5 protein-coding genes and 1 pseudogene are annotated in these 4,914 nt (G+C 66.2%); 3 read left to right on the top strand and 3 right to left on the bottom strand.

Annotation, left to right across the window (positions count from 1 at the left end):
- Positions 1-226: 226 nt before the first annotated feature.
- Entirely contained in the window at positions 227-1,315 is a 1,089-nt protein-coding gene (locus tag Q0U08_RS17710; protein WP_298092957.1) for a deoxyhypusine synthase, read from the bottom strand.
- Between the two features lie 114 nt (positions 1,316-1,429).
- Positions 1,430-2,623, bottom strand: a complete 1,194-nt coding sequence (locus tag Q0U08_RS17705; protein WP_298092955.1) for a type III PLP-dependent enzyme — start codon at positions 2,621-2,623, stop codon at positions 1,430-1,432.
- Positions 2,624-2,817: 194 nt separating this feature from the next.
- Here Q0U08_RS17705 and Q0U08_RS17700 point away from each other — a divergent pair, with 194 nt between their 5' ends.
- Positions 2,818-3,729, top strand: a complete 912-nt coding sequence (locus Q0U08_RS17700) for a threonine/serine dehydratase (protein WP_298092958.1) — start codon at positions 2,818-2,820, stop codon at positions 3,727-3,729.
- A complete protein-coding gene (locus tag Q0U08_RS17695) occupies positions 3,722-3,892 on the top strand; it encodes a hypothetical protein (RefSeq protein WP_298092954.1) in 171 nt (56 codons plus the stop codon). The genes Q0U08_RS17700 and Q0U08_RS17695 overlap by 8 nt, the downstream gene beginning before the upstream one ends.
- Before the next feature lie 132 nt (positions 3,893-4,024).
- On the opposite strand, the gene Q0U08_RS17690 is transcribed toward Q0U08_RS17695, so the two are convergent.
- On the bottom strand, positions 4,025-4,681 hold the full coding sequence (locus tag Q0U08_RS17690) for an alpha/beta hydrolase (RefSeq protein WP_112382558.1): 657 nt from the start codon (positions 4,679-4,681) through the stop codon (positions 4,025-4,027).
- Positions 4,682-4,812: 131 nt separating this feature from the next.
- Here Q0U08_RS17690 and Q0U08_RS17685 point away from each other — a divergent pair.
- Positions 4,813-4,914, top strand: a pseudogene (locus tag Q0U08_RS17685) (aminotransferase); the annotation flags it as partial.

Here is a 4,914-nt window from a genome sequence, read left to right as displayed (position 1 = left end):
GTGTAGGGGTGGGGGCAAGGGGGACTATGGTCGCAAACGGCGTTGCGCTGCTTGGCACCCCCTCATTCTTCCCACTGGCTTACGCCAGCGGGCCCCTTCCAGCATCAGGTCGTCCATGCCCCGGCATGGACTAAACAGCACGGGGCGCTGTTTCCCTGATGCTCCCCGCAGGGGCGAGGGGTAAAAAGAAAGGCCGGCAAGTCTCCCTGCCGACCTTCTCTCAGGTTCAGGCCTGCTTGTCGAACAGCTTGGCCCAGCGGTGGACCGGGCGGTCCTTCCAGTGGCCGCGGTGATAGGCGTCGGAGGCGAGCAGCGGCATGACCGAGCCGGCCTCGGCGAAGACCATCTGTTCGATGCCGGTGTTCACCTTGCCCCAGCTTGCCGCTTCCTGCAGCGTCGAGGACGAGCAGGCGCCATCGCGCACGTCGGCAACGGTGATCTGCACCGCATACTTGTGGACCTGAACGTCGTCGTGACCCAGGATCTCGGCGCAGACGACGGTGTCCTGGATGAAGTTCTTCGGCACGCCGCCGCCGATCATCAGCAGGCCGGTGACACCCGCCTCGATCTTGATCTGCGTGAGCTCGCGGAAGTCGGCGACCGCGTCGATCATCAGGTACGGGCGGCCTTCCTTGGCGGCATCGACCTGATGCTTGACCAGGCCGAAGCCGGCCGAGCTGTCGACGAACGCCGGGCAGAAGATCGGCACGTCATGCTCATAGGCGAGCTTGACGAGGCTGTTCTCCTTCTTGCCGTGCTTGACGAGATACTTGCCCATCTCGCGGATGAATTCGCGGCTGGAATAGGCGCGCGGCTCCAGCGACTCCGCGATCTCGAAGATCGTGTGGTCGACGTTCTGGAGCGCTTCCTCGTCGATGTACGTGTCGTAGATGCGGTCGATGTAGAGCGAACGCAGCGTGTCGTCGTCGGGGATCTCCAGCGCCTGATAGTGCTTGTGACCGAGCCCTTCGAAGAAATCCATGTCGACGATGGTGGCGCCGGTCGCGACGATGCCGTCGACCATGTTGTTGCGCACGAGTTCGGCATAGAGGTCCATGCAGCCGCCCGCCGAGGTTGACCCGGCGATGACGAGGAAGATCGAGCAGTCCTTGTCGGCCAGCATCTGGTTGTAGATGCCGGTCGCGCGACCCAGGTCGCGGCTGGTGAAGCTCATATCGGCCATCGCATCGACGATCGGGCGCGCGTCGAAGCTCTTGATGTCGATGTGCTTGACCTGCTTGGAGAGCAGTTCGGCCTTGCGGGTATCGTTGATCGGCGCGTTGGCGCTTGCGGTCTTGGTCAGCGTGTCGGTCATGGTTCGCCCTTGGCTATCCAGCCGTCGTCGTTCGATATTGGGGACGCGGAAACCCAAAGCCGCCCCTCCCGCGGCTAAGCGGGAGGAGGGAAGACGTATGATATAGTGAGGCCGTTACAGCTTGACGACGTTGCCCGTCGTGACGCGCTGGTCGGCCTCGTCCTCGCGGTAGACGGAGAACATCGGTTCGTCCTCGGCCATGACCGTCAGGTCGGAGCCGAAGCCGTTGAACTGCGTGCGCATTGCCGAGCCATAGGCGCCCAGCATGCCGATCTCGAAATAATCGCCGGCGCGCGTGTCCGCAGGAAGCGGGAACGGGCCCTTCATATAATCGATATCGTCGCAGGTCGGACCCCAAAAGGCGAAGTCCATGTCGCGCGCATCCGATTCCGGCTCACGCAGCAACTGCACCGGGTATTTCCAGCCGATATGCGCCGCATCGAACAGCGCGCCGTACGCGCCGTCGTTGATGAACAGCTCGGCCCCGCGGCGATGCTCGACACGGACGACGACCGACGAATATTCGGCGCACAGCGCCCGGCCCGGCTCCGCCCAGAGTTCTGCCGAATAGCTGATCGGCAGGCTCTCAAACGCGCGGTGGATCGTCTCGAAGAAACGCTCCAGCGGGGGCGGGTTCATGCCCGGATAGCGCGACGGGAAGCCGCCGCCGACATCGATCACGTCCACCGTCACCGCAGCGTCCACGATGGCGGCGCGGACACGCTCCATCGCACCCACATAGGCGTCGGGCGACATGGTCTGGCTGCCGACATGGAAGCAGATGCCGAGCGCATCCGCCACCTGGCGGGTCGCCATCAGCAGTTCCTTGGCCTCGTCCGGACCAACGCCGAACTTGGAGCCCAGGCTGAGCTTGGCATATTCGGACGAGACGCGCAGGCGCACGCACAAGGTGAGATCATCCGCACCACGGGTGCCGCGGACGATCTTCGCCAGCTCTTCCATGCTGTCGAGCGAGAAGGTGCGTACGCCGTGATCGAAATACGCCTCGGCGATCGCCTCTTCCGCCTTGATCGGGTGCATGAAGCAGCACACCGCATCGGGCAGGGTCGACTTGACCAGACGCACCTCGCCGATCGACGCGGTGTCGTAATGCGTGACGCCGTTATCCCACAGGATCTGGAGGAGTTCGGGGGACGGGTTCGCCTTTACCGCATACATCGGCCGGCCCGGAAACTTCTCCACGAAGAAGCGGGCGGCGCGCGCAGCGGCGTGCGGGCGAACGAGCGTGACCGGCTGTACCGGACGAAGGGTGGAAACTAACCCCAGCGCGCTATGATGCTTGTGCAACTCAAGGGACCTCCAATTGCCTTGCGGCATGACGACAGAAAAAGCTGCCTTGCGGTTGGAAGTCCCATGGGGCAGCGGACGCGCGATGTAGGACCCACTTTTGGCTATGTAAAGCGTCTGAACTCGGTCAGGGATAAAATGTGACTATTCTGCGACAGCCGACACGCGCCGGGGTACGGGATGCCGCCGCGAAAATGGCGGAAATCCTGGGGCCGACGCCGATTTTTACCCATCGTTTCAAGGGGGTGGAGGTCGCGTTCAAGGCCGAATCCCTGCAGCCGATGGGGGCGTTCAAGGTGCGCGGCGCCTGGCACCGGCTTACCGCTTTGGATGAGGCGGCGCGGGCGCGCGGGGTGGTGGCGTTTTCGTCCGGCAACCATGCGCAAGGGATCGCCTGGGCGGCCAGGCGGCTGGGGATCGCGGCGACGATCGTGATGCCGGCCGATGCGCCGCGAGCCAAGCGGGAGGGGACGCTGGCGCTGGGCGCGGAGGTGGTCGATTACGATCGTGCGCGTGAGAGCCGCGAGACGATCGCAGGCCGGCTGGCCGAGGCGCGCGGGGCGACGCTGGTGCCGAGCTTCGACGATCCGTGGGTCATCGAGGGGCAGGGGAGCGCGGGCGTCGAGGCGGCGCAGCAGATGGCCGAGCGCGGTTTGCCGGCGCCGGCCCATGTGGTGGTGCCATGCGGCGGGGGCGGGCTGGCGGCCGGGCTGACGCTGGCGCTGCCCGAGGCGCGGGTGACGGTGGTCGAGCCGGAGGGGTGGGACGATATGCGTCGCAGCCTGGAGGCGGGCTGGATCGAGCCGGTCGGCGACAATCCGCCGCCGACCGCGTGCGACGCGCTGCAGACGACGCGGGTGTCGCCGCTGACCTTCGAGGTGCTGGCGCGGCGGGGCGCGGAAGGTGTTGCGGTGTCGGAAGGCGAGATCGCGGGCGCGCAGCGCTGGGCAGCGGAGACGCTGCGGCTGGTGGTGGAGCCGGGCGGGGCGGTGGCACTGGCGGCCTTGCTGTCGGGCCGGGTGCGGGCGGAGCCGGGGATGCTCGTGATCCTGTCTGGTGGGAATGTCGACATGGCCGCTTATGGGCGGGTGCTCGCCGATGCTTGAGGGGATTGCTCAGGCCGCGCCGGCGCTGGCGATGCTGGCCTGTTTCGCCTGTGTGGGCGGTGGGGGCTATCTGCTGGTGAAACGGCGGGATCGGACGAAGGGCATTTTGATGCTCGTCATGGCCGCGGTTTTGTTGGGGAATGTGTTGATCTGGACGATGTGAGAGGTTTGGGTGAGAGGCGGGGGTGAGCGGCCCGGCGTGGCAAAGCCACGCCGTCGGTCGGCGCGTGGGCGCCGCCGGCCGGGCGCGTTGCCGGAGCGCCGATCAGCGTTCGCTAATCGGCTGCAACGCGCCTCACTTGATCGGCGAGTTCGGGTCCAGGCGCATGTCCAGATAGCGGTCCACGCTGCCCATCAGTTCGGGCATCTCGTGCTCGAAGAAGTGGTTCGCCTTGGGGATCGTGTCGTGGTGGATGGTGATGTGCTTTTGCGTGCGCAGCTTGTCGACCAGCTTCTGCGTCGCGGCGGGCGTCGCCACCTCGTCGCCTTCGCCCTGGATTATGATTCCCGAGGACGGGCAGGGCGCGAGGAAGGTGAAGTCGTACATGTTGGCGGGCGGCGCGACCGAGATGAAGCCGCGGATCTCCGGGCGGCGCATCAGGAGCTGCATGCCGATCCACGCGCCGAAGCTGACGCCCGCGATCCAGGTGGTCGAGGCTTCCGGGTGGAAGCTCTGCACCCAGTCGAGCGCAGCGGCGGCGTCGGACAGTTCGCCGATGCCGTTGTCAAACGTGCCCTGGCTCTTGCCGACGCCGCGGAAGTTGAAGCGCAGCGTGGCGAAGCCGCGCCGCTGGAAGGTCTTGTAGAGTTCCTGCACGATGCGGTTGTTCATCGTGCCGCCCGCCGACGGGTGCGGGTGGAGGATCATCGCGACGGGTGCGCGCGGCCGGGGTGCGGGGACGAACCGGCCTTCGAGGCGGCCCTCGGGGCCGGGAAAGATGACTTCGGGCATGAATCTCGCCGATCAGGAAGGGCGCTGGTGGAGCGCCCGATAGTGCGCGCTATATAGGCGGGAGGCCCTTACAAGCAATTGGAACACGCGCCCTGACCCGTCTCTATCTCGATCATGCCGCCACCACGCCGATGACGCAGGCCGCGCGCGACGCGGTGGCGCGGGGGTTTTCGCAATGGGCGAATCCGTCGTCGCCGCATGCGGAGGGGCGGGTGGCGCGGCGGATGGTGGAG

The organism is uncultured Sphingomonas sp., from assembly GCF_946477935.1.
GTDB lineage: Bacteria > Pseudomonadota > Alphaproteobacteria > Sphingomonadales > Sphingomonadaceae > Sphingomonas.
This window is presented reverse-complemented; position numbering and strand designations above follow the sequence as displayed.

Excerpts from the sequence above, each read along its gene's own strand:
- Q0U08_RS17695 (WP_298092954.1), top strand. The coding sequence starts at position 3,722 with ATGCTTGAGGGGATTGCTCAGGCCGCGCCGGCGCTGGCGATGCTGGCC.
- Q0U08_RS17690 (WP_112382558.1), bottom strand. The coding sequence starts at position 4,681 with ATGCCCGAAGTCATCTTTCCCGGCCCCGAGGGCCGCCTCGAAGGCCGG.
- Q0U08_RS17710 (WP_298092957.1), bottom strand. The coding sequence starts at position 1,315 with ATGACCGACACGCTGACCAAGACCGCAAGCGCCAACGCGCCGATCAAC.
- Q0U08_RS17700 (WP_298092958.1), top strand. The coding sequence starts at position 2,818 with ATGGCGGAAATCCTGGGGCCGACGCCGATTTTTACCCATCGTTTCAAG.